Annotated in this window: 31 protein-coding genes, 1 pseudogene and 1 riboswitch; of the genes and pseudogenes, 30 read left to right on the forward strand and 2 right to left on the reverse strand. The window is 41.8% G+C overall.

Annotation, left to right across the window (positions count from 1 at the left end):
- Positions 1-158: 158 nt before the first annotated feature.
- The 26 genes and pseudogenes from QFZ80_RS13175 to QFZ80_RS13300 all read left to right on the forward strand — a co-directional run bounded on the left by QFZ80_RS13175 (position 159) and on the right by QFZ80_RS13300 (position 21,888).
- The gene (locus tag QFZ80_RS13175) at positions 159-536 is read left to right on the forward strand and encodes a (2Fe-2S) ferredoxin domain-containing protein (RefSeq protein WP_307546225.1); all 378 of its coding nucleotides are present in this window, start codon (positions 159-161) and stop codon (positions 534-536) included.
- Positions 537-607: 71 nt separating this feature from the next.
- Positions 608-1,303, forward strand: coding sequence for a class I SAM-dependent methyltransferase (locus QFZ80_RS13180; protein ID WP_307559279.1), 696 nt, complete (start codon positions 608-610; stop codon positions 1,301-1,303).
- A gap of 18 nt (positions 1,304-1,321) precedes the next feature.
- Entirely contained in the window at positions 1,322-2,956 is a 1,635-nt protein-coding gene (nikA, locus tag QFZ80_RS13185; protein WP_307559281.1) for a nickel ABC transporter substrate-binding protein, read from the forward strand.
- Entirely contained in the window at positions 2,953-3,903 is a 951-nt protein-coding gene (gene nikB, locus QFZ80_RS13190; protein ID WP_307559284.1) for a nickel ABC transporter permease, read from the forward strand. Before nikA ends, nikB begins: the two co-directional genes overlap by 4 nt.
- A gap of 3 nt (positions 3,904-3,906) precedes the next feature.
- Positions 3,907-4,752 carry an ABC transporter permease gene (locus QFZ80_RS13195; RefSeq protein ID WP_307559286.1) on the forward strand — a complete coding sequence of 282 codons (846 nt, stop codon included), beginning with the start codon at positions 3,907-3,909 and terminating at the stop codon, positions 4,750-4,752.
- A 4-nt stretch (positions 4,753-4,756) separates the two neighbouring features.
- Complete coding sequence (locus tag QFZ80_RS13200; protein WP_307559288.1) at positions 4,757-5,548, forward strand: ABC transporter ATP-binding protein; 792 nt, start codon at positions 4,757-4,759, stop codon at positions 5,546-5,548.
- 39 nt (positions 5,549-5,587) lie between these two features.
- Complete coding sequence (locus QFZ80_RS13205; protein ID WP_307546219.1) at positions 5,588-6,427, forward strand: ABC transporter ATP-binding protein; 840 nt, start codon at positions 5,588-5,590, stop codon at positions 6,425-6,427.
- 1,515 nt (positions 6,428-7,942) lie between these two features.
- Positions 7,943-8,119, forward strand: coding sequence for a hypothetical protein (locus QFZ80_RS13210; RefSeq protein WP_307559290.1), 177 nt, complete (start codon positions 7,943-7,945; stop codon positions 8,117-8,119).
- Between the two features lie 311 nt (positions 8,120-8,430).
- Positions 8,431-8,589: a XapX domain-containing protein gene (locus QFZ80_RS13215; RefSeq protein WP_057302270.1), complete on the forward strand. Its 159-nt coding sequence runs from the start codon at positions 8,431-8,433 to the stop codon at positions 8,587-8,589.
- A gap of 108 nt (positions 8,590-8,697) precedes the next feature.
- Positions 8,698-8,820, forward strand: a pseudogene (locus QFZ80_RS13220) (Gfo/Idh/MocA family protein); the annotation flags it as partial.
- A gap of 263 nt (positions 8,821-9,083) precedes the next feature.
- A complete protein-coding gene (locus QFZ80_RS13225) occupies positions 9,084-9,554 on the forward strand; it encodes a DinB family protein (protein WP_307564106.1) in 471 nt (156 codons plus the stop codon).
- Positions 9,555-9,695: 141 nt separating this feature from the next.
- Positions 9,696-9,828: riboswitch (cyclic di-AMP (ydaO/yuaA leader) on the forward strand.
- 5 nt (positions 9,829-9,833) lie between these two features.
- Entirely contained in the window at positions 9,834-10,484 is a 651-nt protein-coding gene (locus tag QFZ80_RS13230) for a CAP domain-containing protein (RefSeq protein WP_307559295.1), read from the forward strand.
- Between the two features lie 149 nt (positions 10,485-10,633).
- Positions 10,634-10,993: an LURP-one-related family protein gene (locus QFZ80_RS13235; protein WP_307546215.1), complete on the forward strand. Its 360-nt coding sequence runs from the start codon at positions 10,634-10,636 to the stop codon at positions 10,991-10,993.
- A gap of 233 nt (positions 10,994-11,226) precedes the next feature.
- Complete coding sequence (locus tag QFZ80_RS13240) at positions 11,227-11,757, forward strand: 2'-5' RNA ligase family protein (protein WP_307559297.1); 531 nt, start codon at positions 11,227-11,229, stop codon at positions 11,755-11,757.
- Between the two features lie 70 nt (positions 11,758-11,827).
- Positions 11,828-12,307 (forward strand): DinB family protein, encoded by a 480-nt coding sequence (locus QFZ80_RS13245; RefSeq protein WP_307546213.1) that lies wholly within the window; start codon positions 11,828-11,830, stop codon positions 12,305-12,307.
- A gap of 153 nt (positions 12,308-12,460) precedes the next feature.
- Positions 12,461-12,916: a GNAT family N-acetyltransferase gene (locus QFZ80_RS13250; RefSeq protein WP_307546212.1), complete on the forward strand. Its 456-nt coding sequence runs from the start codon at positions 12,461-12,463 to the stop codon at positions 12,914-12,916.
- A 25-nt stretch (positions 12,917-12,941) separates the two neighbouring features.
- Positions 12,942-13,448 (forward strand): DUF402 domain-containing protein, encoded by a 507-nt coding sequence (locus tag QFZ80_RS13255; protein WP_307546211.1) that lies wholly within the window; start codon positions 12,942-12,944, stop codon positions 13,446-13,448.
- 16 nt (positions 13,449-13,464) lie between these two features.
- A complete protein-coding gene (locus tag QFZ80_RS13260) occupies positions 13,465-13,755 on the forward strand; it encodes a DUF5316 domain-containing protein (RefSeq protein ID WP_307546210.1) in 291 nt (96 codons plus the stop codon).
- Between the two features lie 191 nt (positions 13,756-13,946).
- Positions 13,947-14,777: a sugar phosphate isomerase/epimerase family protein gene (locus QFZ80_RS13265; protein ID WP_307546209.1), complete on the forward strand. Its 831-nt coding sequence runs from the start codon at positions 13,947-13,949 to the stop codon at positions 14,775-14,777.
- A 183-nt stretch (positions 14,778-14,960) separates the two neighbouring features.
- Positions 14,961-15,872, forward strand: a complete 912-nt coding sequence (locus QFZ80_RS13270) for a phosphotransferase family protein (protein ID WP_307546208.1) — start codon at positions 14,961-14,963, stop codon at positions 15,870-15,872.
- 39 nt (positions 15,873-15,911) lie between these two features.
- Entirely contained in the window at positions 15,912-16,697 is a 786-nt protein-coding gene (locus QFZ80_RS13275) for an arylamine N-acetyltransferase family protein (RefSeq protein ID WP_307546207.1), read from the forward strand.
- A gap of 221 nt (positions 16,698-16,918) precedes the next feature.
- A complete protein-coding gene (locus QFZ80_RS13280) occupies positions 16,919-17,824 on the forward strand; it encodes an NUDIX hydrolase (protein WP_307559299.1) in 906 nt (301 codons plus the stop codon).
- A gap of 36 nt (positions 17,825-17,860) precedes the next feature.
- Complete coding sequence (locus tag QFZ80_RS13285; RefSeq protein WP_307559301.1) at positions 17,861-18,535, forward strand: DUF4386 domain-containing protein; 675 nt, start codon at positions 17,861-17,863, stop codon at positions 18,533-18,535.
- A 40-nt stretch (positions 18,536-18,575) separates the two neighbouring features.
- A complete protein-coding gene (locus QFZ80_RS13290) occupies positions 18,576-19,559 on the forward strand; it encodes an NAD(P)-dependent alcohol dehydrogenase (protein WP_307559303.1) in 984 nt (327 codons plus the stop codon).
- 333 nt (positions 19,560-19,892) lie between these two features.
- Entirely contained in the window at positions 19,893-21,371 is a 1,479-nt protein-coding gene (locus QFZ80_RS13295) for an Lsa family ABC-F type ribosomal protection protein (protein ID WP_307559305.1), read from the forward strand.
- A gap of 106 nt (positions 21,372-21,477) precedes the next feature.
- Complete coding sequence (locus QFZ80_RS13300) at positions 21,478-21,888, forward strand: DinB family protein (protein WP_307559306.1); 411 nt, start codon at positions 21,478-21,480, stop codon at positions 21,886-21,888.
- A gap of 188 nt (positions 21,889-22,076) precedes the next feature.
- Here the strand turns inward: QFZ80_RS13300 and QFZ80_RS13305 are convergent, their stop codons facing one another.
- Both QFZ80_RS13305 and QFZ80_RS13310 read right to left on the reverse strand, forming a co-directional pair.
- On the reverse strand, positions 22,077-22,841 hold the full coding sequence (locus QFZ80_RS13305; RefSeq protein WP_307546201.1) for an AIM24 family protein: 765 nt from the start codon (positions 22,839-22,841) through the stop codon (positions 22,077-22,079).
- Between the two features lie 293 nt (positions 22,842-23,134).
- A complete protein-coding gene (locus QFZ80_RS13310) occupies positions 23,135-23,455 on the reverse strand; it encodes a beta/alpha barrel domain-containing protein (RefSeq protein WP_307559308.1) in 321 nt (106 codons plus the stop codon).
- An 18-nt stretch (positions 23,456-23,473) separates the two neighbouring features.
- Here QFZ80_RS13310 and QFZ80_RS13315 point away from each other — a divergent pair, with 18 nt between their 5' ends.
- The 4 genes from QFZ80_RS13315 (at position 23,474) to QFZ80_RS13330 (ending at position 26,800) form a co-directional block, all read left to right on the forward strand.
- Complete coding sequence (locus QFZ80_RS13315; protein ID WP_307559310.1) at positions 23,474-23,857, forward strand: Lrp/AsnC family transcriptional regulator; 384 nt, start codon at positions 23,474-23,476, stop codon at positions 23,855-23,857.
- Between the two features lie 109 nt (positions 23,858-23,966).
- Complete coding sequence (locus QFZ80_RS13320; RefSeq protein WP_307559312.1) at positions 23,967-24,389, forward strand: VOC family protein; 423 nt, start codon at positions 23,967-23,969, stop codon at positions 24,387-24,389.
- A 47-nt stretch (positions 24,390-24,436) separates the two neighbouring features.
- Entirely contained in the window at positions 24,437-24,856 is a 420-nt protein-coding gene (locus QFZ80_RS13325) for a GTP pyrophosphokinase (protein WP_307546197.1), read from the forward strand.
- A 441-nt stretch (positions 24,857-25,297) separates the two neighbouring features.
- A complete protein-coding gene (locus tag QFZ80_RS13330; RefSeq protein WP_307546196.1) occupies positions 25,298-26,800 on the forward strand; it encodes an MDR family MFS transporter in 1,503 nt (500 codons plus the stop codon).
- Positions 26,801-26,848 lie beyond the last annotated feature (48 nt).

The raw sequence follows: 26,848 nt of genomic DNA on the forward strand, positions 1-26,848 counted from the left end.
TGTTATTAGTAAATATTACTATTAAATATAACCATTCCAAGCTATAAAGCGCAATCCTCAATTTGAAACGAGATAATTGTCGTTCTTAATGGGGGCGTTTGGTTTTATGTTAACTTTAATCGTAATTTTTACAATAAATTCAGGGAGGTTGAACACTATTGTCAACGTGGGACTTATCAGAAACGCGCCATCATGTACTAATATGCAACGGTGCCAGCTGTATGCGCAGGCAAGGGGAAGAGGTCACACAGGCAATTCGAGATGAAATTACCCGAAGAAGGGCGAATGGGCTCATCCACACGAGCAGGACTCACTGCAACGGACGGTGTCAAGATGCCTGCGTAGTCATTGTATACCCCGAAGGGGTTTGGTACAAGGACGTTACACCTGAGATAGGACGGCTTCTTGTTAACCAACATCTACTCGATGGGAAGCCAATTGAGGAACAACATACACATACCTACGACATAAACGATAAAGGCAGCTTTGTACGTTCGCCGAATGCTCCTAAAGGAGAAGAGAAGCAAAAGATGTGAGTTAGATAGGTGTGACGCACCTAATAATCGTAAATATTACATATAAATAGTGTAAAGGAGAAGAGATTGAAATGAGCAAGGATCAATTGTACGACATATGGTGGCAGGAAAAGACGGAAGGCGAACAAAGAATGGAGGAAGAGCATCTTCGCCATTGGAAGAAAGTGCTAGGATTTGTGGAAGAGGAAGATTTGCAACGAAGCGATGTGCTCGATTTTGGATGTAATCAAGGGGGCTTCCTTCGTTTTCTCTACGAGCAGCGGCCGTTCAGGGAAGGAGTAGGTATTGATCTTGCACGTCAGTCGATTGAGGTGGCTAATTCACGCAAAGGAAGCTTACCGCTACATTATGAAGCAACATCCACTCCGGAGAAGTTCGAACATCGCTTTGATCTTGCCTTCAGCATTTCTGTCATCTATCTGATCTCCAATTTGAAAGAGCACGCCAGGAAAATAAAAAAAGCACTGAAGTCTGAGGGCATCTATTACGCTACGTACACAGATTATAGAGGGAATCCAAGTTTACCGGATATTAAGGATAAAATTAACAGCAGTGGAGCTATCCCGATGAATTTGCATTCGCTGGATGATATTGCTGGAGCGTTCTGGAGCGAAGGATTCGATGTGGGTATCCGACGTATGATTCCAACTAATTATATCGAACTGTCTACAAATGATCGTTGGTTCGGTCGCATTGAAGATCGCATGTTGTTCGAATACGAGCAAGCCTACATATTCCGTTTCGTTGCTCCAAGTAACCAAAATTAAAAAAGGAGATATTATCCCATGTTTTCATACATAAAAACGAAGTTACCCTCTATTCTTATGCTGATCTTAGCCATAAGTCTAGCAGCTTGTTCAACAAGTGTTGACAAGAAAGCAGGAGATATTGACACCCAGAAACAATCAGAGACGACTCCGAAGATGATTACGATGGCTTGGAATGCAGATGTTGGACCTCTTAATCCCCATTTATACGGTCCGAGTCAAGTGTTTGCCCAAGCTATGGTGTATGAGCCACTTGTTGACTATGTGGAAGGTGGCAAAATCGTTCCGCGTTTAGCCGAAAAGTGGGAGATTTCAGATGACGGACTCGTATATACGTTCCACCTTCGGAAAGATGTAAAATATTCCGATGGCTCTGTATTTAACGCGGATAATGCAAAGAAAAATATAGATGCCATTATAGCTAACAAACAGCGGCACAGCTGGATGGGAATTGTCACTGTGCTCGATAGAACGGAAAAAATCAATGATGATACGATTCGTCTGATTCTAACGAAGCCTTACTATCCTTTGCTTCAGGAACTAGCATTTGCTCGCCCATTCCGATTTTTGGCGGATGCTGGATTTCCTTCGGATGGCAAGACTTCGGAGGCGATCGTGAAGCCGATTGGTACCGGACCCTGGGTGCTAACTGAATATAAGAAAGATGGGTATGCCGTATTTAGTCGCAATGAGAACTATTGGGGAATAAAGCCCCAGCTGGGTACAGTAAAAGTACTCATCATTCCGGACTCCGAAACGATAGTAACAGCTTTCGAGAAGCATGAAATTGATTTGATAGTTGGTGCTGGCATTATTAGCATGGACAACTTTAAATACTTGAGGGATTCTGGTAAATACAACACAGGCGCTTCAGAACCGCTGACCACAAGGTCAGTTATCCTGAATAGTGCCAAAGCGCCAACTTCGGAGATGAATGTACGACTGGCGATTCAGCACGGCATTGATAAAGCGAAGATGATCCAAAGCGTCACCTTAGGTTTAGAAAAGAAGGCAGATACGATCATGGCTAGTAATTTCCCTTACTCGAATATTGATCTAAAGCCATATGCCTATGATCCGAAGAAATCAGAGCAGCTGCTAGATGAAGCAGGATGGAAACTTCCTTCAGGTAAGTCAGTGCGAGAGAAGGATGGCAAACCACTATTGCTTGACCTTGTGTATGTAAGTACCGATGCGATCCAAAAGCCGATGGCTGAAATCCTTCAAGCTGAATTGGCAAAGATTGGTGTTCAAGTGCAGGTCAAGGGCGAAGAACTGATGGTAGGCAATGGAAGATTGAAGTCGGGTGATTACCACTTGAACTTCTGGAGCACCTACGGGGTACCTAATGATCCGCATAATTTTGTTACAACGAGTACACAAGCGAAAACAGGCATATACGAAGCGCTTCTTGGATTGTCGACGAAACCGCAAATCGATGCCCAGAGCAAGGAAGTGTTGGCAAGTACCGATGAGAAAAAGCGAGTAGAGCTATACCGCTCCATTTTGACTCAGATTCACGAGGGAGCCGTGTTCTATCCAACTGCTTACGAATCCATGATAACTGTTTATCATAAAAACTTAACAGGCCTTAAATTCAACGCGACCAAATATGATTTCCCATTTGGTACGTTGGATATTACAACTAAATGAGTGGTTCAGTACTAAGATATGTGCTAAGACGTGTGGTGGGATTGCCTGTTCAGCTGTTCTGTATTTCACTGCTTGCCTTCATCCTGGTCCGGCTCGTTCCAGTTGAACCAGCCGAGGTGATACTTCGAATGTCGAATTTGACACCTACCGAAGAAGCAGTCGCCTCCATGCGCAATGAACTGGGAATGGACCGTTCTCTTCCGATGCAATTTGCCAATTGGTTATGGAAGGCTTGTCAATTTGATTTTGGAAATTCGTTTGTCAGCAAAACACCGGTTTGGAGCGATGTTATCGGTAAATTTCCAGCCACATTGAGGCTTGCAGTGACAGTCATTGGACTGTCACTGCTCATTAGTATTCCGCTCGGAGCTTTTTCCGCTTTGTACAAAGGAGGATGGTTCGATCAGCTCTGCAGACTTCTGTCTTTTATTGGGATATCCATACCGCGCTATTGGTTAGGCTTTTTGCTAGTATATTGGTTTGCTCTGAAATTAGACTGGCTGCCAACACAGGGGAATCATAGCTGGAAGCATCTCATTTTACCTACACTCACACTTGCTTTTTCGCAGGTAGCTTTCCTCTCCCGTCTGCTTCGCGCCAGTATGCTTGAGAACATGAAAGAGTCATACGTACAATACGCACGAATACGGGGAATACGTGAGTCAGTCATTTTATTTCGTCATATTCTTCCCAATTCGCTGCTTCCCATTATCACAGCGACTGGCGTCATGTTTGGCCATTTGCTGGGCGGAACGGTCATTGTCGAGCAAATATTTAGTTTGCCGGGGCTTGGTCGGTTTCTGATAGAGTCCATCTTGAACCGGGATTATCCGGTCATTCAATGTTATGTGCTGCTGATGGCCGTTGTGATTGTTACAATTAATCTTATTGTTGATATCTTGTACAGGATTCTGGATCCACGTTTGAACATTAAGGAAGGAGTGTAACCGATGATTGGTGCGCTTCGAAACAATAGCGTTCTCCCAAGAATTCGATATAAGGGACTCCAAATTGGCTGCGGAGTCTTGTTAGCAGGAATTGCTTTAGTAGGTATCGCCGCTCCGTGGCTCGCCCCGCACGATCCGAACCACGTAGAACTGCTGCATAAGTTTGCCTCGCCATCCCATGAATATCCATTTGGAACGGATCACCTTGGTCGTTGTGTGCTGTCAAGACTTCTTATGGGGATCAGGACCTCGCTAGGCATTTCCATTGCTGTGATGGTATTTACCCTCTTGATCGGAATGGTAGTGGGAACCTTCTCAGCGCTCAAAGGTGGCTTGGTTGATGCGACATTCATGAGGCTGTGTGATTTGCTGCTTGCTTTTCCTACACTTGTGCTTGCGTTTGCGCTGATTGGCATTTTTGGAACGGGGGTTAAGAGTTTGATCATGGCTCTTGTTTTGTCACAGTGGGTGTATTACTCTCGCATGGTACGGGGGATGGTGCTCTCTGTCTATACACGAAGTTTTATTCAGGCGGCAATCGTAAATGGAACACGTCGCTGGATGCTTGTATGGCGTCATATTCTTCCTAACATTTCTACACAGATTCTAGTATTGGCCGCGCTTGAAATCGGTACGGTTATCCTAGAAGTAACCGGATTTTCATTTCTCGGTTTAGGCGTTCAGGCTCCAACGCCGGAATGGGGGATGATGATGAACGAAGCGCGTCAGCAGCTTCGTGGGCATCCCGAAATGATGTGGATCCCCGGTCTGGCTGTCATGTTCGTCGTGATCGTTTGCAATGTGTTTGGCGAATCGCTTCGAGACTACTACGATCCTAAGGGAAGGTGAACGTATGAAGGCGAATCGATCTGTGTTAACAGTCCGTGATTTAACAATAGATCTCAGAAAACCGGAAGGCATTACACGTTTAATCAATGGGGTAAGTCTGGAGTTGCAACCAGGATCTGTGCTAGGAATCGTCGGAGAGAGCGGAAGTGGCAAATCGATAACATGTCTTGCTTGTATGGGTTTATTGCCACCAAATGCGATGATAAGCAGAGGAAGTATCGCACTTCTTGGACGGGAGTTGGCAATGCTCGCACAGGAAGAGTGGCGTTCGCTGCGAAGATCACGTCTATCCATGATCATGCAGAATCCGATGGCCGCGTTTAATCCCATACGCCGAATAAGCGACCACTTTGTCGAAACGTTAAGGGGGCAAGGGAAGATTAGTCGGGAGGAAGCCTGGGAGCTGGCAATAACCTCATTAGAGCAGTTGAATCTGCCTAGACCTGCACTACTGATGAACCAGTACCCCTTCCAATTGAGCGGAGGCATGCTTCAACGAGTCATGATTGCTATTGCGATGGCTGCTCGCCCTGATGTTCTAATCGCAGACGAACCCACCACTGCTTTGGATACGGGGAGTCAACTGCTCGTATTGCGCGAACTCGGAGAGTTGTGCCGGAATGCCGGTACTGCTTTGATCATCGTGACACACGACTTAGATGTTATCGCAGAAATTGCCGATGATGTTGCGGTCATGTATCAAGGCGAGATTGTGGAAACAGCATCGGTCCATCAGTTATTTAACAATCCTGTACATCCATATCCTCATTTACTCGTAAATACTAGAATCTGTTAATTCGCAGTAATAACGTCAAAGATTGGGGAGGGGATCCGAATGAACTTGCTAGAGGTGTCTGGCGTATCAAAATCTTACCAGTCTGAGCGCACCTTATGGGGGAAAACAACCCACTCAATGGTCCTGCACGATATTTCTTTCGATATGTTGGAAGGCGAATGTCTCGGTATCGTCGGGGAAAGCGGATCGGGCAAGAGCACGTTAGGCAAGCTTGTGCTCGGCTTGGTACGACCTGACAAAGGGCGAATCCTATTTCAAAAGAGGGATTGGCTGAATGAATCTGATAGGGATGCCCATAAGCTTCGCCGGAATTTGCAGGCCGTGTTTCAGAACTGCTCGGATGCTTTGAATCCCCGGATGACAGCACGTCAAATCATTGCTGAACCTTTGCTCAACTATGAGCGATATTCGGCTCGGAAGCTGGATCTCGTTTGCTTGGAATGGCTGGATGCAGTAGGTTTGGTTGCATCAGATGCAGACAAACTACCGCATCAGTTTAGCGGGGGACAGCAGCAGCGATTATGCATTGCTCGCGCGTTGGCTCTACACCCAAAATTAATCGTGTTAGACGAAGCGGTTAGTAGTCTCGACAGGATCCTACAGGCACAAATTCTTGAGCTATTGCAACACTTCAAGATGAAGTATAGACTATCATACCTCTTTATTTCTCATGATATCAAGGCGACTCGCTACTTGTCTGATCGTGTGGCGGTCATGGATCGTGGGGAGATTGTTGATTGGGCAGATAGTCCAAAACACTTAGAGCAATTACAACATGCTGCTTCTAGAAAGCTGCTGGATTCACAGCTTCCTTCTCATCCAGATCAGCGGATAAGACGAATAGAGGGGGAGAAATATCGAAAGGCAGGTAATCATTAGGACGGGCAGGATCTATTTCAATATTGTACAGTTCGTTACTACTATTCTAATGATGTAGTTTGTGAACAAGGAGAATACGTTTATGTCCTTTCGGAACAAAACATCGCATTACATTCACCGAACAAAATCGACAGTTAATGGAACGGGAGCTATCCACGATAAAAGCTTGATCATTTAGTTAGCCAACCTAATAGAAAATATGATTCGAAAAGGACACATGTCCTTTTTTTTGTTGTGCGCCTCACAGTCGTACAATCTAAGTGGTTCAAATCCACTCGGTAACGTTACCCTTTAAAGTGCCGTAGCCGAAGTAGAGGTCCTACTCGAATATGAGTAGGATTGGCAGGGTGTCTCTCTTGAGAGGGAATCCGAAGGGCCTGCAGGCAAAGTCCAGCCCGGAATGTGATGAACCAGAGGTGGCGGCGTTGCTGGGTAACCCGCCAACAAACGGGGAAACCTATACGACTAAGTATATCTTGTAGGAAAACAAATAAAGGGATATGACCTACAGAACTCATCGACGTGAGTAGGGTCAGGATGGATGGAATAGAATGTACAGATAACTGAGGGAAGTCTCGTAGTTTCCTTGACGCAAACGTGGATAAGGTAGGGGAGGTAAAAACTTAAAGGGAAAGCCGAATCGATGGGCTGCGAGATGGAGGATCGTTCCGTAGTAGTGAGTAAGTCCGAGCCGATGAAAGCAGGTAACAGTCTGGAGGAAAAAAACGCGAGCCGCATAACCTGCTCCCAATTCGAAAGAGGGAAGATAGAGGTAAAGGGAATGTGCTTCGTCAAAGACTCATGGATTTTAGCGAGCACATCGGCCGTCCCTCCGTTTCAATGTATAAGTTAAAAATGAGTGGGAAATAATAAGAAGTAAGCACTACCCTTAACCCAATTGCTATTTCGTAGGACCGATTCCATGGCTTGCCCATGACGGAGGTTCCTATCGACATTTCTTAGCTTTTGTTAAGGAGGAGATGCTTATGTTAAAGTACAGAACAAAGGAAAAAACAGTAGAAATCTCAGCTCGCTTCGTTATTGCAATTGCTTCGGCAATTAGCACAATAGTCGGAGTACTAGCCGTATATCTATCGCATTAGTTCTGTGCCTGAATGGCCGTCCAATTGGGCGGCCTATTCTAATTCCCCACCCCTTAATCTGCTGCTCAACGATCCTCAGCATCCTTGGATTAGCCGCGATCTGAGCGGAAGCAATCTCATAGGCCTCAAGATCAGCCTTCCTGTACAGTTCCATGAACAAATACAAGTTCTCTTGAATGAGATCAAACTCGGGTGTTTGCCTAACAAGACCTTTATTAGTCTCGGTTAAAACTTGTATAAACTTTTTCCTATCAAGTATTCCTTGTTCTTCATTTTTCTGGTGATCTATCACCTTAGTATTGAATAAGTCTACTGTTCGATTTACTTTTCTATTGGTTGTTGTCAGTATTGGAGCATAAAGAAGAAGTTTCAACGGTTAGACGAATGGACCCGCATGAGGGTGCGTGCCTTTATGCGTCAAAAGAAATCTACGGTTTCTAACTGGCTGATTCCTAACAAAGTATTGGAATCGGCGGAATTGGAACATAAGCCAAGCAGGTCAGAAGGGATTACGGTATATGGTCAAAGATCCGATGGCCGCGAAGAGCATGGGCGCAACATTCACAGTGTATTACAGTATAAGCCGTAGCTATTAATTGATAATGATGCTGATTTAACAATCTCTATTCCGATTATTGTAATAAATGACTGCTATTTGAAGCAAATTATTGAGAACGAGCACGGTGTAGGACAGACGATTGTCGAAGGTTTTGTGCATACGACGAATTTGATTTTACCTACCCGACGGTTTGTTATTATCGGATATGGAATGTGCGGCCGAGGATTATTGCATTCGGCCTCCCAATTACGTAAATATCGAGCTAAAGTAGCCTGTTAAATGCTAAAGCTATTAAGCTATCGAATTTAAGAATGCAGTCTAACAATCGAGGTGTCTAAAGTATGAAGGAGCTTCTGTTGTCATTAGGAGCAGGTTTAATTATTGGTGTTTTATTCAAGGTGTTGAAGCTGCCTTTGCCCGCACCGCCTGTACTGTCGGGTATTCTAGGAATTGTAGGTATTTATGCAGGCGGCAAGATAATGGAATTGTTTCTAAAATAGGAAGCAGGACTAAATGAAAAAGGAGGAGGAGCCTTAACGGGTTTCATCCTTCTTTTTTTATGTTAATGAAGATTTTACATAAACTTTGGATAAAAGGAAGCGATTTATATGAACAAATCCAGACTTTGTTTTTTAGGTGCGGGTTTTCATGCATCTACGAATATTTTCTCTTCAGCCATCGAAGCCGGAGCGGAAATAGTAGGAATTGCTACACGAAGTTTGGATCGGTCATAAATCACTATCATCAGACGTGCTGCCATGGCAATCACTAGAAGAAAGCGATATCGTTGTTACGCCATCCGCTTCAGCGATGTCAGGGTATTACAGAGATCTTTAAGCTTAGGAACGCCACTATAATAAAGCTGGCAGGCTAAATTGAATAGGGGATTATTTACATGCGAACAAATGTACTGTATATTTGTTCGTATGAGTAAACTGCATATTTATAAAACAAATAGGCATGGATTATTGAGAAATTAAAAGGAGTGTTAATCATTAACGGGATAGATCTTGTTATATTGAACTTGGAAGAAGTCCGACGTAGAAGTATAAAAGTGTGGAGCGTTATTCCTCTAACTATGCTGGATTGGAGGCCTGATGCACACGCCTTAAGCATGAAAGAAATGATCCGACACGTATTGGATGGCGAGCATTATTATCATCTTGCGTTACTTAACTGTGGAAGTTTGCCTTCTTACGATTCTCCTTATGACAATCGGGAATTTTCTTCGGTGGAGGATGAACTGATATTCGCACAAGTGTACAGAGAACAATTCTTGAATACCGTTAAATTCTTCACTCCTGAGGATTTGTCAAATATTAAAATTAATCGAAGTGACGTAGGGTATGTTCGAACTTTAGGAGATATGTTAATGAGGATCGCATACCACGAATCCGTTCACACCGGGCAACTGCTAGATTATATGCGAACGGCTGGAATCGATCGGCCTCAAATATGGGATTGAATGAGGTTGCTGGTGATTGGAATTCACTGTTTTGGACAAGAAGAAACGGCTGATACCGCTTACAAAATGTTCTTGGAAAATTTTGAGTCATGTTCTCTATGATTTCACATGTTACAATTTGTGAGATCTATGTGGATCAAATAACTCAGAAGGCCGAAGCTTCATGTGAAGCACGGGGGACCCATTATTTGGGGTGAAGCCGCGTCAGCGGCCGGGTGATTACTCTTTGATCCGAATCCGACAGCTAACCTCGCAGGCCGCAAAAAGGAGAGGTTTATTTTGAAACGTTACAAAAAGCTTGTGGTTACCGGCGCAATAGGATTGAGCGTCCTCGTAGGTTCGAGCGCGGCAATGGCCGCACCAGCAACCCATTCAGTATCAGGCAATGATACCATGTGGCTAATATCCAAGAAGTATGGCATCAGCCTATCTTCGCTTATTAAGGCAAATCCTCAGGTTGCCAATCCGAACGTGATTTGGTCTGGTATGAGCCTCAACATTCCTGGCAGCAAGAGCATAAATGCAGGTACCAAAACGCCAGTTACAAGTGCGCCATCCCAATCAACTTTTGCTAGCCAAGTCGTTAACTTAGTTAACCAGGAACGATCTAAAGCAGGACTGCGTCCATTAACCGGCAACAGCGCACTTACCGCCATGGCTTTGGACAAAGCGAAGGATATGTATAACAATGGTTATTTCGATCATACTTCTCCGACCTATGGGTCTCCTTTTGATATGATGAGCAAATACGGCATTCGCTATTCCTACGCAGGTGAAAACATTGCAAAAGGTCAACAAACGCCTGAAGCTGTCATGAAAGCTTGGATGAACAGCCCGGGTCATCGTCAAAACATTCTAAGCCCCAACTTCACACAAATCGGTGTTGCTTTTTATAACGGCGAATGGGTACAAGAATTCATTAGTAACTAATACAGCAACATATATTAGCAGAATATATCTAGATAAACCAGCAACCTTTTGTTTGCTGGTTTTTTCGGTTTTTAATAATAAGGCATTGTTGGGAATGACTAACATTTTTGATCTCTGCATCGTATATATACCAGAGGGAGGCGATTGTATTGAATCTATATTTCAGGGATAATTTTTTTAATACCGGTGTTACGGAGATTCGGGACGAACAGGGAAAAGATGTCGGTCATATAGATTTGAAGAGCTCTTTTGGTTCTACGATCGAGGTGTTTGGGCATAATGGCCAGCTGTTGTGCAAAGGAAGTTTTCCGATATTCTCAAGCAAATGGGAGGTTACGGGTGCCGATGGTGGGCAATTAGGCGTGTTGAGAAGCAGAATTGCTTTGTTCACCAAGAAATTCACATATGAAACCAAAGGGCAAGGCAGCTACGAGATTATTTCCCCAGTATTTTCAAAGGAATATGAGATATCCGATGATTCCGGCGCACTTGTTGCTCGTTTCGAATAAGTAAACGGCTGGTTTTCTTCAGGGGCTTTTCTTCTGAACAATCAAAGCGAATATTTGGATACTTACGAACTTGTTGCGGTGATCATGGGCATGCACGCTATCCAGAAAAGGCAGAACGCTGGGGCAAACAACACAATCTATTGAATGTAGAGTAGATGTTCATCAAATTTCCAATCCATGGTATGATTCTTTCCAATAGCTGTTCCCTCAGGATTGAAAGGTTGGTGTCATAAATGCAGTATTTCATAGGCATCGTTCCTCCCGACGAATATCTAGAACGAGTAGTTGCGTTTCAAAAACGTTGGTTGAGTAATGGTCTTCCGAATGTCGTTGAGCCTCACGTGACTGTTAAAGCACAAAGCGGGCTTACCCTAGATATGGCTTGGCTCGAAAAGGTAAAGGTTGTATGCTCATCGTTTTCAAAGTTTCAGTTGGCGCTCTCCGAGCCTGCTTTGTTCGGAAATCAAGTTATCTTCCTCAGTGTTCAATCAAATGAACTATTAGAGCTTCACAAAAAGTTAGTGAATGTAGTAACACCATCAAAAGAACTTATGCAACGCTATGCTGAATTGGATCTTTTTACTCCTCATTTGACTTTGGGGCAAACGTATTGGGGGATGAAAGAATCTGAAATATTGGAAATGAAATCTGAGGCGGGAGATGTCCTTGCTCCTTTTCCAACATTCACAGTCTCTTATGTCAGAGTTTATAAAGAAGTAAAACCCAACAAATACCAACTGTATGAGGACATCAAGCTTGCTTAATAATGAGAATATATGTTCTTGTAAGTAGATTTGTGCTATGATCTATCCATTATAACTAGGAGGTGATCTCATGAATTTACGCAGCACAATCAGCGAATACGAACAATTTTGCAGTTGGACAAATATTTTGTACCAACTAAGTGATAAGGATTGGCATAGCCCAATTCAAGTAGGAAAGGCGTCGATAGCCGAAATCATTGCGCATCTTAGAAATTGGGATCTTCATCTAATAAACGTAGTCATTCCTTCGATCAGGGAGGGCAAAGGAATGGAGTTTCCCGATTTCAACTTTTTCAATAGCAGAGCTTATCAATACGCACATTCGGGTATATCGAAAGATCAACTCCTTCAAGAATTCTCAAGCGATAGAATGAAACTGATTGATCTATTAAAGAGCATGAAATCCGAGGATTTACTGCTAGAAGTAACAGCAAACGGTGTATCAAATTGCCCTAAAACAGGTATGCCATACTCACTTCTATACATAATTCAAGAGTTTACTGAGCACGATGATCATCACAAAAAGCAAATTTTAAGTGTTCTAAATTAAGCTAACATGCACCGATAGTGAAGGAGCTTGCTTCAGCAGCTCCTCTTTTCTATTAAACGGGTGAGATATTTGTAGAGCAATCAAAACGTGTTGATTATCTAACAATGATCATCTATTATAATGATAAAAAATAGAGATAATGGAGTGATTTTTTTGGATATTAAAGTAGATGATTTAACTGGTTCTAAAGTGATTGCATTAATCGGGGAACATCTTCAGAATATGGCACTTTTATCTCCGCCAGAAAGTACACATGCCCTAAATCTTGATAATTTGAAAAAACCAGAAATTACCTTCTGGAGCGGATGGGAACAAGATGAATTAGTTGGTTGCGGGGCAATTAAGGAACTTGATAGTCAACATGGAGAGATAAAATCAATGCGAACTTCTTCATCACACCTTAGAAAAGGCGTTGCAAGACGAATCCTTGAACACATCATTGAAGAAGCCAAGCGACGTGGCTATCAACGGTTAAGTTTGGAAACGGGCTCAATGGATGCTTTCGAGCCAGCTAGACGATTGTATGCAAGTTTTGGTTTTCAAAATTGCGAGCCGTTTTCGGATTACATAGAGGACCCAAATAGTGTATTTATGACAAAAGAGTTATGAATATTCGAACCATAAGGATGATACAATGGATAATCACATAACAATTCAGGCATTAAAATATGGAGATTTACTTCATTACGAGTGGAAGACAACTTTATTAGATAAGACAGATTCACACATTTTTGTCTTAGGCGAGTACGGAAGAAAATTAAATCATTACACGAAGCAAAAGGTATTTACTATTGAAGCTTGGACTATTGAATATTTCTCATTTCATTCATGGTTTACGGTTAGTGCTGATGTAGTGGGCGGTAAAATTCAACAATTCTATTGCAATATAAATCAACCTGCGAAGATGGAAGGAAACATTGTCTCTTTTGTAGATTTAGACCTGGATTATTTACAAAGAAATGGTGAATGGAAGGTTGTTGACGAAGATGAGTTTGAGAGCAATGCAATTAAATTTGCTTATCCAGTAGCTCTCATTCATAAAGCTAGGCAAGAGTTACTGGGCTTAAAGGAACTTATTAGAACAAAAACGTTTCCCTTCGATGGATCGCTCGAATTGTTTATTGACCGTATTCCAAGATAAATTTTGGAGGGTAATAATGAAAAATGCACTTCTATGGGGTGGTATCTCCGCCACAATAATCAGTTTAATAACTTGGAGAATACTTGACCTAGATAAGCTATTTACATTATTAATGTATATCGTATTGGGCGCGTTAATCTTATCTGCAATATTATCTGGGGCTTTACTTAGTGGGGATAGAATAAGAGCAAATTATCATACAGAAAATGCCAATGACAGAAATGAGAGAAACAGATTAATAACCAGGTTGTTATTATTTGTTTCCCCATATGTTGTAATAGCCTTCTTTATATATCAGATCAAGTGAGATTTTATGGTAAAATAATTGATCCAAACCATCATATCTTTGATAAGATGGTTTTTTGCATCTTTAGAATATAAAGTTTCAGTCTGTACAAAAGCAGCATAATAAGAGATATATCTGTGATTTCGTATATTGTGATCTCCGCAATGCTCTGATAAGATACTACCAACAGTAGCGCCGAAAGGGTGGATGGTATGCCATTTTTATCATTAACGAGTTGGAGTTTACATCGGAATCTTGGACCTTTGCGGTGGACCCGCTGGGATGAAAACACGCGTACTCAAATAACGGATATCCAAGACCAACCTGAACTCAACTCTCTGCTTGAATTACCGGCAGTTCTCTCGAAGAAAGGTTTTAGATCACTGGAAGTATGTCATTTCCATTTTCCGAATACAAGTGAAGAATATCTACAAGGATTGAAACAGGCATTCACGGAAGCAGATCTCCAGTTTTACACGCTGCTAATTGAATACGGTGATATTTCCAGTTCGGATGAATTGCGCAGACAATCGGACATCGCGTGGATCAAAGGATGGATCGATATTGCTGCACGAGCAGGAGCTGAGAGGGTACGCGTGATAGCCGGTGATGCGGAACCTATGGATCTAGAAGCTTTGAAGAGATCAGTTGATGCATTTCGAGAACTAAGTTGTTATGCTGCTGAGCAAGGAGTACGCGTTGTTACAGAAAACTTTCACTCACTAACATCAATCGCGGATAATTGCCTTGCCTTATTGGAAGGATGCGGGGAGCTCCTTGGGCTAACCTCGGATTTTGGCAATTTTAAAGGTAGCGAGAAATATGGTGAACTTGTCAAAACGATTCCGCACAGTGAGTCGATCCATGCCAAAGCACAAACGAATGCGGATGGATATCCGGATGAAGCTGAGTTTAATCGCTGTATGGAAATTGCCAAGCAAGCTGGGTATGAAGGTCCTATAACTCTTGTTTATGACGGACCTGGCGATATGTGGGAAGGCATTGAGCGTGTAAGGAAGCTTGCAACACCTTATTTGAATTAAATTAATATTACAAGCCGCGTATATTGCGGTTTTTTTAATTTCAAGTATGACCAATCCTAAAGCAATGAATACGAAACATATTATTGATAATATAGATGCTTTAGGATGGGAGTTACAGAAAGAAGACCTTGATCTTATTAACGTTACATTTCCAAATCAACTTAACTGACCAAGGAGGAACCTATGGAGGATTTCAATCAAATGGCGAATCGTTTTGTGAAGGCGCATTTCGGTGACCGTGCCCAAAATCTTGTGCCCCTCGCTGCTGGTGATTGGTCGAAGGCCTATTCCTTCATGCTCGACGGGCATGCAATGGTTATCCGCTTCGGCACCTATCTGGACGACTTTAAAAAGGATCGTGTGATGGGTAAACTTTCCTCGGACATACTTCCGATTCCGAAGGTTCTTGAGGTTGGCGAGACGGAGAGCGGCTTCTACGCCGTATCCAAGCGAGTTTCTGGAAAGCATCTCGATGAGCTGAACGGGCCTGAGATACGACTTGTCCTGCCGCAATTGTTCGACGCGCTCTACGAACTTCAGAAACTTGACCTTACTGACACAAAAGAGGTTGGCCTTTGGCGTCCAGATGGGGCTGCTCCGAGTTGGGGGGAGGAGCTTCTCTCTGTTGATGAGCCTCGGGATCGACTAGCGGGCTGGCGCGAGCGACTTGACGCTTCTCCTCAGGAGGCACGGGTCTTCGATGCTGGAGTAGAAAGACTACGTCAGATCGTAACACAGCTTTCAGATTTCCGTGGAATCGTCCATAACGACCTTTTGAACCGAAACGTGCTGGTGGACGGAGGGAGGTTAACAGGAGTAATCGACTGGGGAAATGCGTTCTATGGTGATCCTCTTTACGATAACGCTTTGTTTCTTTATTGGTGGTCTTGGTTTCCGAAATGGCAAGAGATTGACTTGCAGGAAATTCTAGATAATCATTGGGACAAACATGGAGGACGGCCCACACAACTAGAGGAGCGTCTTCTCAGCTGTCTCATCCACATCAGCCTCGACCATATCGCCTACAGCGCCTTCAGGCAACGTCCAGAGGATATGAAGCGCCACGCCAAGCAATTGTTGACCTACATTCGCTAAGATCATTAATCTTTGAATAAAAACATGGAGGGAAATTTTTTGGATGAGTTGAATGGATTATTTCGTAAAAGAATGGGTATTCCAGAAAATCAAAAACTTACATTTGAAACATTAGATAACATTCTTAGGAAAACAGCAATATCTCTTCCTTTTGAAAATTTAAGCATCATTTCAAATAAAACAAGTGCTATAACAAAAGAGAGTTTGATTACCAAAATGCTCGTGAAAAATGAAGGTGGTCTATGCTATCAATTGAATCCTTTGCTATATTTTTTCTTAGTTGAAAATGGGTTTAATGCCGTGTTAGTTCGCGGAGAAGTATACAATTATGCAACGAAGGACTGGTCCAGACTTGGTAGAACTCATGTTGCTATACTTTTGAAGCACAAAAATCAAACGTACTTGGTTGATACCGGTTTTGGTGGAAACCTACCACTAAAACCTGTGCCGCTAAATGGAGAAACTACCACCTCTGTGAATGGAGAATTTCGAGTCAAGGCAATGGAAAGTGATTATGGCGACTATATACTTGAAATGAAACTAAAATATAAAGATACCGATTGGAAAATAGGGTATGCTTTTGATACAAAAAGACCATTAGAGAAATTATCTGAATTGAACGAAGTTCAAGGAATCATCGTCCAGCATAAAGAGTCACGATTCAACAAAACCCCACTCATTACCCAACTTACAAGCGATGGAAATATAACGTTAACCGATGCTTCTTTCACACAATGGATGAATGGTAATTCGAAAAAGGAACAGATTGACAACGATAAATTCAAAGAGCTAGCAAAACAACATTTTGGATTTCAAGAACTATGAGAAGCCGTGTTACAGCGGCTTCTTTTTGCATGCTCCTTAACGCGAACGATCTTCAAATGACATGCAAAGCGGAACTGGCCGTCACGAATTCAGAACTAATTTCCAGAAAAGGTAAAAAAGGTATTGACAATGATTGGAATTAAAGATTAAATGATATCAACGAAATGATAATAACATTTTGTTTATAACACAATGTTTAAATCAAAGAATGGGTGATCTACATGGATAATGAGCAACTAAGAGATAAGCAGGGGCTTACTGAAGTCGAGTTTTTACAGAAGTATGATGCCAGTATTTACGAAAGACCATCTGTTACAGTAGATATGTTAATCTTCACTGTAGTTGATGAAGAAAAAGAAAACTATAGAAAGCTGCCGGAAAAGTCACTGAAACTGCTGATGGTTAAAAGGGGGGTTCATCCTTATATAGGTCAATGGGCTTTACCCGGAGGCTTTGTAACAGAGGACGAGAGTATCGATGAAGCTGCTTTGCGAGAGCTAAAAACCGAAACTAATATTGATGATGTTTATATGGAACAGCTTTATACATGGGGAGATGTAAATAGGGACCCTCGTACACGAGTTATCAGCTGTTCGTATATGGCACTTGTTGATTGCAGATCACTCGAGGTGAAGGCTGGGGATGATGCGGATGATGCAAGGTGGTTCGACGTTAGGTACAGTGTGCTTGAAGAGAAGAAGACCATACTGGAGAAGGACTTTGTATTTGAAAAAGTCGTAAAGATTACTCTTTCAAACGATAAGGACATCCTGGAAGCTATTATTAAAGTTATTGAAAAGTATTCTGGAAAAACAGCAATGGTAGAAAGAGAGGTTATTGTTTCGAATGGAATTGCCTTTGATCATGCGGAAATGATCCAATATGCCGTTGAGAGACTTAGGAATAAGATTGAGTACACAGATATAGCTTTCAATCTGATGCCGGAACTTTTTACATTATCAGAGCTCCAACAGGTCTATGAGGTTACTTTGGGAAAAGAGCTGCTTTCTGCTGCGTTTAGAAGAAAGATAGCGGATATGGTTATGGAAACCAATCAATTTACCAAGGATGCAGGGCATAGACCTGCAAAGCTGTTCAAGTTTAATCCAAATTGGCGATATTTGTGAAGCACGAAAACATTAAATTATAGTTGGAGGGAAAAAGTGATTTCAAACAAAAAAATCGCAAGAAATGTGGGCGTATTATTTCTAGTTGCAACGGCTGCGTATATACTAGGTAATGGACTTATTGCTTCTATTGTAAATGTTCCGGATTATCTTATTCATGTTTATCCAAATAAAACCCAAGTGATCATAGGAATGCTCCTTGAGTTCATAAATTCCGCTGCCGTTGTTGGTATTGCAATCATGCTGTTTCCAATCTTGAAAAAGCATAATGAAACTATAGCTCTTGGTTACGTAGCTTTCAGGGTTATTGAGGCCATAATCCTTATTGTTGGCGCTATCAGCCCATTATTACTAATAACATTAAGTCAGGAATATATAGAAGCAGGAGCTCCAGACGCTTCCTATTTTCAAACGATAGGCGCGTTAGCAATAAAAGGGAAATATTTGGCCTTTCAGGTAGCCATGATCGTTCTTAGTCTATATAGCCTGTTGTTTTGTTATTTATTATACCAATCAAAACTCATTCCACGTTTAATATCAATCTTTGGGCTTATTGGCTATGCATCGTTGTTAACAAGTGCCTTATTAGAGATTTTCGGCTATAGTCCAGGAATCTTTTTATTTCTTCCAGGAGCCTTCTTTGAAATCATACTACCGATATGGCTGATAGTTAAAGGATTTAACTCATTTGCAATCAAGTCCAATCAATAAAGAAAACCAGAACACAAATAGGTGATAAGGAGCAATCTTCATGAAGGCGATTGTATACACAAAATACGGAACTGCTGACGTTCTTAAACTCAAAGAAGTAGAAAAACCTACTCCTAAGGACAATGAAGTGCTGATAAAAGTTCATGCTGCATCCGTAAATTCATGGGACTGGGATCTCCTGAGAGGTGTACCGTTTATGGTCCGTCTCGAGGGGCTTCTTAAACCAAAATACAAAATACTCGGAGCTGACATAGCGGGGCGGGTGGAAGCGGTTGGTAAAGACGTAAAGCAGTATCTTCCAGGTGATGAGGTATTCGGGGACATTTCCGGGTGTAGTTGGGGCGGGTTTGCGGAGTATGTGTGTGCTCGTGAGAATGCATTAACGCTGAAATCAACCAGTATGACATTCGAGAAAGCAGCGGCCATACCACAAGCAGCAGTCCTCGCCTTGCAGGGACTTCGAGATAAAGGACAGATTCAGAAAGGACAAAAGGTTTTAATTAATGGTGCGGGTGGAGGAGTGGGTACCTTTGCGGTGCAGATAGCCAAATCATTCGGGGCTGAAGTAATTGGAGTGGACAGCACGAAGAAATTGGATATGCTGAAATCGATTGGTGCAGACCAGGTTATTGATTACACGCAAGTTGATTTCACCCAAAATGGGCAGCGTTATGACCTGATTCTTGATGTTGCGGGATATCGATCGATTTTTGATTATAAGCGTGCATTAACTCCCAAGGGCACTTATGTCATGGTAGGGGGTTCCATGTCTCGAATCTTCCAAGTCATGTTCCTAGGACCATGGATTTCAATGACCGGAAATAAGAAAATGGGTATCCTCATGCACAAGCCAAACAAAAATGATCAAAATTTCATGAAGGAGCTTTTTGAGGCTGGCAAAGTAGCTCCAGTTATAGATAGATGTTACCCGTTAAGTGAGGTTGCTGAAGCTCTCCGGTATTTTGGTGAAGGACACCCCAAGGGGAAAGTCGTCATTAGTGTGGAACATAAAAACAAATCCTAATTCTCCCTCGGACTCATAGGGAAGCATTGTTTGATTTAGCTGATTTGTTGAAATTAAAAAATAGGCATGCTATGATATACTTAATTAAACGAATGGAGTTGAAAAGCATAATGTAATATTTCTTGCTAACAATATAAAATAATAAAACAATAAAAGCGGTATTTTTCGCATGTTTTTATTATTTATATGCAAGAAAGTTACTATATCTTTTCACTCAATCAATATATCCTTATCTAACACCATAATGGGGTTGGATTAACTGTATTTATTTGAGCTACAAGAAAAGTAACTTTCTTGTAGCTTTTTATATTTTTTATACAGGAGGATGCTTTCATGTCATTAATAAATGTTACAAACCTGACGTATGCCTACGATGGCAGTTACGATAATATATTTGAAAACGTAAGTTTTCAAATCGATTCCGATTGGAAATTAGGATTTACGGGAAGAAACGGTAGAGGTAAGACAACATTTCTGAACCTTTTGCTTGGTAAATATGAATACAGCGGAAATATTTCTGCTAATGTCAGTTTTGAATATTTCCCTTTTCATGTCGAAAATAAGGAAAATAATACGCTTGATATCATCAGCGACATTTATCCAGATTATCTTCACTGGAAATTATTGCGTGAACTTTCATTGCTAAAGGTTTCTGAAGATGTTTTATATCGGCCATTTGATTCTTTGTCTAACGGAGAGCAAACGAAAGTGTTACTGGCTACACTATTTATTAAGGAAAATAGTTTTCTGTTAATTGATGAACCCACCAATCATCTTGACATGAAAGGAAGAAAACTTGTCAGTGATTATCTCAAAACAAAAAGTGGATTTATTTTGGTATCTCACGACAGATCATTTCTTGATAACTGTATAGACCACATACTTTCCATCAATAAGACCAACATAGAAATTCAAAGAGGCAATTTCTCCGGTTGGTGGGAAAATAAAAAAAGACAAGATAATTTTGAGCTTGCAGAGAACGAAAAACTTAGAAAAGACATTAAGCGCTTGTCGGATTCTGCTAAACGGACGGGCAACTGGTCACACGAAGTGGAAAGCACAAAAAACGGAACAAGAAATTCCGGTTCCAAGGTAGATAAAGGATATATTGGCCATAAGGCAGCTAAAATGATGAAACGCTCTAAAGCCATTGAGAACAGACAGCAATCTGCTATTGATGAAAAGTCTAAACTCCTTAAAAATATCGAAAACTCTGACAGCTTAGAGATTTCGCAACTTGCTTTTCATAAAAACCAACTTGCTGAACTTGATCATGTTTCGATTTCTTACGGTGAGAAGATGGTTTGTGCAGATATCAGTTTTACTATTGAGCAAGGCGAACGAATCGCTCTTTCGGGTAAAAACGGCTCCGGCAAATCAAGTATCATGAAACTTATTTGCGGTGAGGATATAAACTATACAGGCACCTTCAGGAAGGATAGTCAGTTGAAAATATCCTACGTTTCGCAGGATACATCCCATCTTCAAGGTAATTTATCAGACTATGCTGCAAATAACGGGATTGATGAAAGCCTTTTTAAATCGATTTTAAGAAAGCTCGATTTTTCCAGAGTTCAATTTGAAAAGGATATTTCAGCTTTTAGCGGAGGGCAAAAGAAGAAAGTGCTGATAGCAAAAAGTCTTAGTGAGAAAGTTCATTTGCATATTTGGGATGAACCGCTTAATTTTATTGATATTATTTCCCGCATGCAAATTGAGGAGTTACTGCTTGAATACTCACCAACCATTCTTTTTGTGGAGCACGACAGGGAATTTTGCGAAAATGTTGCAACAAAGATCATTGAACTCTAATGTTAGTTCGTAATTGCCGCCAGGAAATAACCAAACTGAATCGCCTAAACTAACGAAAAAAACTATAGCGTAAACTGCAGTACATTATAACTTTGGAGGTGTGGTAGTGCTCACTAGTGTGAAGGAAGTATTACTAGATCAATTAGCCGCTTGTCATGATGATGAAAGTTGGTTTAAACCATCTGTAACGATTCTAAATGATTTATCTGTAAATGATGCAGTCTGGAAAGCAGATGACCATCCGCATTCCATCTGGGAGATTGCGAACCATCTCATTTTCTGGAATGAAATGTGGTTAAATCGGTTTATTAACGATGATGTGCTTGAAAGTAATACATTGAACGATGAAACTTTTGAATTGGATCACCTGAAGCAGAATGAAGCAAGTTGGAATGAGACCATTCGGAGATTAAGTGATGGATTTGTACACTGGCGAGAAGTTATTAAGAACTGTGACGATTCTAAACTGGAATTAAAACAATACCGACCTATTTCAATGCTCAGTGGTGGGGCGTGATATCAAATTTATGTATCCATAACGCATACCATATTGGGCAGATGATGCTGTTGAAAAAGCAAGTACAGAAATATCGATCGTAACGAGCACAATGACATCATAAGAAGGCTGCCGACAGCAATGAATCGGCAGCCTTCTTCGCTATCGGGCAGCATTCTACGGACGGCTGCAGTGAAAGATGGTCGGACTTATTTGTAGGTAGACAACGGCGCTAGCCAAACGAGACCCGTCCCCCGGTACACGTTGACAAGCCCCTCACCAGATGCGGCTGATCCGAGCAGTGTTTTGCCAGACCTTTCAACCGTAAAGTCCAACGAATGCGACCACATCATCGCAAAATTTCCGTCCACTTTCAAGACATCATTCGTCAGCTCCACAATTACCGCTTCTTCCGACGGGATCGGCGCTTCCAATACGAGCACTCCCTTGCCTTTAGCGCTAAGATTAAATAATCCTTCTCCCCCCAAAGCGGCTGACGACAAGTTCTTGCGGGATACCACTTGTGTTTGCAGCGTCGTCTCGCAGGCTAAAAACAGCCCATCATCCAGGACAATATGATCGTTGTCGACATCGATCAGCCACAAATATTTGAAGGTCGGCTCCATCATGATGGTGCCTTTCCCTTTATAAACGGGCTTGACTGCGCTCTCCCCGGTTACAGCGCCTGAAACAAGATTTCGGAATAAGCCTCCCGCTCCTTTAACCCCTGTCGTCATTTCGATACTGCCAACATAATATTGCATTGCACCGGCGCTCATCATGATCTCACCGTTCAACTCAATCATGACTTGCCTTTTTTTCATATTGCTTTTGCTCATGTAGAAGTTGGACTGTGCGTCAGCAATCGTTGTACTGCTCAAATCCTGCTTATACTCAAGCACACTAAACGGCCCCAATTTCTCTTTTATCTCGACGTTGCTGTTATCCGTTAAATTACTAATTGTAAATGTCATTCTGATTCCTCCGTAGTTTTTAATGGCGATTATCGCGTTCGTCGTACTTTTAGGCGAAATCTATAAATCTAACATTCATACGTATTAAAATGAGAAAAGTTACACGACCTGAAGCTCCCATTTTCCGTAAAACTCTGAATCTAACGATATTTTAGAAACGAATCAAATCAAATGCTTTAGATGAAGTGCAGGCTCATAGGGAGTCATGCTAATTCCGGATTGTAAACGTTGAATAAAATCCGGGTTTGCGAGGAGCGGACGCCCGATTGCAGCTAAGTCAATCGTTCCCTCAGTTACTGGGCGGAAGCAGAACCAGTATCTAAATTCCCTACTCCAATTATTATTCCACTCCAATATTTCCGCACAGTTTGATGGAATGTCATTCCGTTGGTGAAGACCTTTGTGAACTGATTGGTTGATGGGTGAAGGATCGTAAGACCTATATCTTTAAAAATATGAATATAGGCGGCTAGTGTTTGTTCAGGATTATCCCACGTAAAGTCTGGAATGTCATCCTTCATTTCTGAAAAACGAACGACCGTCCTCTCTGCGCCTATTTCTGTCACGACTGCAGTTAGAAGCTCTTTCATGAAAATATTATTATGATTCTTCAAGATTAGGCCAGAATTTCTATGACGGAGTTAGGGAAAGCCGTTGCGCTATCACAGCCAGCAGTGACAGAAAGAGTACGGAGGATGGAGGAAAAAGGGATTATTGATCATTACCGTGCGGTTGTCTCTCTTGAGAAATTGAACAAATCGATTGTTGCCTACTTATTATTTCACACGAAGGGCTGCGAGAATTTTGTTGATCATTGCAAAAATTCGCCTGATGTTCTCGAACTTCACCGTATAAGCGGTCAGTACAATTTCTTGGTAAAGGTGGTTAGCGAATCGCTGCAATCCATCCAAACCGTTATTAATGAAATGGGTAAGCACGGAGACTCGACGACGTTGATTATTCTGTCTTCACCAATCGAACATGGTAAGGTTATTGCTGATATTCAGGATAATTAAATAGAAACTTGCATTGCTTGACGGAGGATGATTGCTGTTGAATACAGAAATTTATGATAAAATATAGGTTAAATGATTCAGAAAGTCCAAAATCTGGGGGGTTATGAAAATGGTTCAATCAATCGTACATATCGCTCTAGTTGTAAAAGATTACGACGAGGCCATAGAGTTTTATACTAAAAAGCTAAATTTCACTTTAGTTGAAGATACTTATCAGCCAGAACAAGATAAACGGTGGGTAGTCATCTCTCCACCTGGTTCAGTTGGCACCACGATATTACTTGCAAGAGCATCTAAACCTGAACAAGAGCCGTTTATAGGTAACCAATCAGGCGGTAGAGTTTTCCTGTTTTTAAACACGGATGAATTTTGGAGAGATTATAATGAAATGATCTCAAGAGGAATAGAATTTGTGAGAGAACCAACAGATCAATCGTATGGAACGGTCGCAGTATTTAAGGATTTATATGGGAACCTATGGGATTTGCTAGAGCTGAGAGAAGATCATCCAATTTTCAAACGAATTAAGTAGATGTCTGGATTCTAGAATATAGCAGAACTAATTAAGGAGTTGTGAAAATGAGTACTTTAACGAAAGCAATACTAATAGCCGCGAAAGCTCATGATGGTCAAACAGATAAAGGTGGAAATCCATACATATTGCATCCTGCGAGATTAGCAACAAAAGCCAACAGCGAAGAAGAATCAATTGTAGCAATTTTACATGATGTTGTAGAAGATTCAGATATTACTCTGTTTGATTTAAAGAATGCAGGTTTTAACGAAGATATTATAGAAGCTCTTGATTGCCTTACTAAAAGAGCAGATGAATCATATGAAAGCTTTATCAAGAGGATCAAATTAAACCCCCTAGCGACGAAAGTAAAGCTTCTGGATCTAGAGGATAATAGTGATATTGGTCGTATTCCTAACCCAACTGATAAAGACTATGCAAGGATTGATAAGTACAAGAAGGCGATTGCAGAACTAAAATTCTAACACAACAAGTTATTTTATGAGATAAGAGAAGTGACGCTTTAGTACGTAAATACAACATGAGAGGATTGCAGATGTAATGAATGATACGGTTAATCTTACTATTGGAGGCTCCTATGTTTTTGCTCCAGACAATCCAAGAAAGACGAAGAATCGTGGTAGGAAATGCACAATCCTTTCTTTCGAGTTAAATAAGGATTATGAACTAGAAGTTAGGGTTGTATATCATGATACGAATAGAGAAGCCCTATTACAAGTAAGTGATTTAAAGACAATAACGGAATGAAACAAATAATCTAACTGCATGAATCATGAACATCTTCCAGCCTATTGACAAATAAACAATATTTCGTTAGCATCATTGTGAATCGGACAATTGTCCGTTAATTTTGGCATTAGACAAGAGAGAGCCAGTAGAAGGCTCGAATCGGATGGAGGGAAGACATGTCTTCAAATAAAGCTAGTGCAGAAACAGAAGCTCCGTTTTCAATGCGGAGTATATTAGGGCCGTTGGTTGCAATTGTTGTCGGGATTTTCATGGTAATTTTGGATGGAACGGCGGTAAACGTTGCTCTCCCCAAGCTGCAGGAAGAATTCAAACTATTGAACTTGTCCTTAGTACAATGGACCGTGATTGGATATGCGCTGGCACAAGCAGCGGTCATTCCTTTAGCGGGCTGGCTATCGGACAGATTTGGCGCCAAGAAAATATTCTTGATCTCGGTAGGTCTATTCACTATTGGTTCTGGTCTATGTGCGTTGGCTAATACGGTTGAAATGCTGATTACTTTCCGTATCATCCAAGGCCTGGGTGGCGGTGTTGTTGTACCGATTGCCATGGCGTTCATCTATCGTCTGTCGCCCCCGGGAAAAGTAGGGGCAGTCATGGGCATGATGGGGATTCCGATCTTGCTGGGTCCGGCGCTAGGACCTGTCGTTGCAGGCTGGTTAGTTGAATATCACAGCTGGCAATGGATATTCCTGATTAACCTTCCTATCGGTGTAATCGGTATTCTCCTCGGAATCCGTACATTACCGAATATACAACGGCAGTCAGTTGCATCCTTGGATTTACTTGGCATGCTGTTAGGGCCAATTGCCTTTGCAGCGCTAGTGTATGGCGTTTCTAATGGTGGTATTGACCCGGTCACCGGGAAATCCACGTGGACGGATGCGGATACGCTGATAGGCTCAGGTATCGGTATTGTGGCGCTTATTTTATTCGTTATTGTGGAATTAAGACGTGAGAATCCGCTGCTTGAGCTTCGCGTTTTCCGCTCTGGTAATTTTACAAAAGGGATCATTGTACAATGGATTTCACAGATTGCGATGTTCGGAACCATGTTCCTGGTACCCCTTTATTTACAACAGGCCCATGGCTATAGTCCATTGAAAACAGGGCTCATCATGCTTCCGCAAGCTCTGGCTTCCGGTTTATTTATGCCAATTGGCGGTAAACTGTCAGATCGCTTCGGAGCGCGTCCGCTCGTCTTGGCGGGTATGGCACTTACAACGATTTCAGCCTTGTTATTGTCCAATATGTCTGGCGATTCAGGGGTAGGTACTGTGATGCTTCCGCTTGCACTGCTTGGCGCGGGAATGGGACTGTTTATGATGCCTCTCAATAATCACTTGATCCAATCCGCTCCACAGAATTTGGTTGGACGTGTAACGTCGCTCACGAACGCTGCACAGCAAGTTATGATGTCCTTTGCTATCGCTATTTTGATGACGATCTTTACAACAAAGATGAAAAATCTAATGGTTGAATCAGGTAAGCAAAAGCCGGATTTAGACTTGTATGCATCTTCCTTTGGGTACACTTTCTTGATTCTGCTGGGTATCGCGGTTGTCGGCGGATTGCTTGGTCTTATGCTTCAAAAGCCCAAGAGGGCGGAAGGCGAGTCCACGGACGGTGCAGAAATTCCAATTATGGTTGGTCATTAATCTAATAGAAAAACGAAAAGCCCGGTCCAAATGGAGCCGGGCTTTTTC

Source organism: Paenibacillus sp. V4I7, assembly GCF_030817275.1.
Taxonomy (GTDB): domain Bacteria; phylum Bacillota; class Bacilli; order Paenibacillales; family NBRC-103111; genus Paenibacillus_E.

Coding starts and splice junctions, on each gene's coding strand:
- QFZ80_RS13245 (WP_307546213.1), top strand. CDS start 11,828: ATGAATTTACGCAGCACAATCAGCGAATACGAACAATTTTGCAGTTGG.
- QFZ80_RS13180 (WP_307559279.1), top strand. CDS start 608: ATGAGCAAGGATCAATTGTACGACATATGGTGGCAGGAAAAGACGGAA.
- QFZ80_RS13295 (WP_307559305.1), top strand. CDS start 19,893: ATGTCATTAATAAATGTTACAAACCTGACGTATGCCTACGATGGCAGT.
- QFZ80_RS13215 (WP_057302270.1), top strand. CDS start 8,431: ATGAAGGAGCTTCTGTTGTCATTAGGAGCAGGTTTAATTATTGGTGTT.
- QFZ80_RS13320 (WP_307559312.1), top strand. CDS start 23,967: ATGGTTCAATCAATCGTACATATCGCTCTAGTTGTAAAAGATTACGAC.
- nikB (WP_307559284.1), top strand. CDS start 2,953: ATGAGTGGTTCAGTACTAAGATATGTGCTAAGACGTGTGGTGGGATTG.
- QFZ80_RS13290 (WP_307559303.1), top strand. CDS start 18,576: ATGAAGGCGATTGTATACACAAAATACGGAACTGCTGACGTTCTTAAA.
- QFZ80_RS13195 (WP_307559286.1), top strand. CDS start 3,907: ATGATTGGTGCGCTTCGAAACAATAGCGTTCTCCCAAGAATTCGATAT.
- QFZ80_RS13210 (WP_307559290.1), top strand. CDS start 7,943: ATGCGTCAAAAGAAATCTACGGTTTCTAACTGGCTGATTCCTAACAAA.
- QFZ80_RS13240 (WP_307559297.1), top strand. CDS start 11,227: ATGCAGTATTTCATAGGCATCGTTCCTCCCGACGAATATCTAGAACGA.
- QFZ80_RS13325 (WP_307546197.1), top strand. CDS start 24,437: ATGAGTACTTTAACGAAAGCAATACTAATAGCCGCGAAAGCTCATGAT.
- QFZ80_RS13270 (WP_307546208.1), top strand. CDS start 14,961: ATGGAGGATTTCAATCAAATGGCGAATCGTTTTGTGAAGGCGCATTTC.
- QFZ80_RS13205 (WP_307546219.1), top strand. CDS start 5,588: ATGAACTTGCTAGAGGTGTCTGGCGTATCAAAATCTTACCAGTCTGAG.
- QFZ80_RS13330 (WP_307546196.1), top strand. CDS start 25,298: ATGTCTTCAAATAAAGCTAGTGCAGAAACAGAAGCTCCGTTTTCAATG.
- QFZ80_RS13200 (WP_307559288.1), top strand. CDS start 4,757: ATGAAGGCGAATCGATCTGTGTTAACAGTCCGTGATTTAACAATAGAT.
- QFZ80_RS13305 (WP_307546201.1), bottom strand. CDS start 22,841: ATGACATTTACAATTAGTAATTTAACGGATAACAGCAACGTCGAGATA.
- QFZ80_RS13255 (WP_307546211.1), top strand. CDS start 12,942: ATGGATAATCACATAACAATTCAGGCATTAAAATATGGAGATTTACTT.
- QFZ80_RS13265 (WP_307546209.1), top strand. CDS start 13,947: ATGCCATTTTTATCATTAACGAGTTGGAGTTTACATCGGAATCTTGGA.
- QFZ80_RS13260 (WP_307546210.1), top strand. CDS start 13,465: ATGAAAAATGCACTTCTATGGGGTGGTATCTCCGCCACAATAATCAGT.
- nikA (WP_307559281.1), top strand. CDS start 1,322: ATGTTTTCATACATAAAAACGAAGTTACCCTCTATTCTTATGCTGATC.
- QFZ80_RS13280 (WP_307559299.1), top strand. CDS start 16,919: ATGGATAATGAGCAACTAAGAGATAAGCAGGGGCTTACTGAAGTCGAG.
- QFZ80_RS13315 (WP_307559310.1), top strand. CDS start 23,474: ATGACGGAGTTAGGGAAAGCCGTTGCGCTATCACAGCCAGCAGTGACA.